Consider the following 766-nt stretch of genomic DNA (forward strand, 5'->3'; position numbering starts at 1 on the left):
GTGATATCCAGTGTTGCGCTTCGGGCTTTTCTTCCTCCTTTTTGTGCAATGTGGATGTGTTTGGTGCCTGCACTCATCAGCTCGCTTGCAAACGCATAGAGCTTATCCTCACCTTCTTCAATATGGCGACTTTGCATCGAGCGTACGACGAATCGTTGCTGCTCGGTCAGTTTATACTGCAAGTATTCGTAGATGTCCGCTTCGCGTCACACACCGATATCACGTTCGCCATTTGTCCTTGCAGCCGCTCTGCCATCGCTCGTGACGCTGACTCCCACTTGTAACTTTCTTTTTCTTCGTAAGAAGTCGTCGCGTGTTTTTCTCTTTTTCCAATCGTGTTGATATCACGACTCCAGCGAGACTGTTCAATTAATCCCACAACTTGCTTTGTGTCTGGCGCAAACAGTAATACGCAATGAGCTAACAAGCCTCGTTGTTTTGCTCCTCGTCCGACATGACCCAAATCATCTCGAATGGAGGAATGTTTATAAATTAGTGTGGTCGTGTCTTCTAATGCGAGCAACAAGTTATGACTTTTTGCTTGTTCAACCGTGGCTTTAAAGCCTGACTCTGCTATAGCCGTTGCGTCAATATTCTCGTTGCGAATAAAGCGGTAGGCACCTTCTATATCGGCGGGGGATTGAGTGATGTTTACAAGTGGTTTTCCTGGTTCATTTGCAAGCGTTGATGCTAACTTTACCAGACGCGCTGTTCTTCTTGGATCACCTAAGTCCGATTTACCGAATTGTTGTTTTGCCCAATGAGT

Annotated in this window: 1 pseudogene; it reads right to left on the reverse strand. The window is 46.2% G+C overall.

The annotated features are described in order from the left end of the window. Positions 1-766, reverse strand: a pseudogene (locus tag H5126_RS21240) (IS4 family transposase); the annotation flags it as partial.

Origin of the sequence: Pseudoalteromonas sp. SG45-3 (assembly GCF_014164075.1) — a bacterium.
Classification (GTDB): Bacteria; Pseudomonadota; Gammaproteobacteria; order Enterobacterales; family Alteromonadaceae; genus Pseudoalteromonas; species Pseudoalteromonas distincta.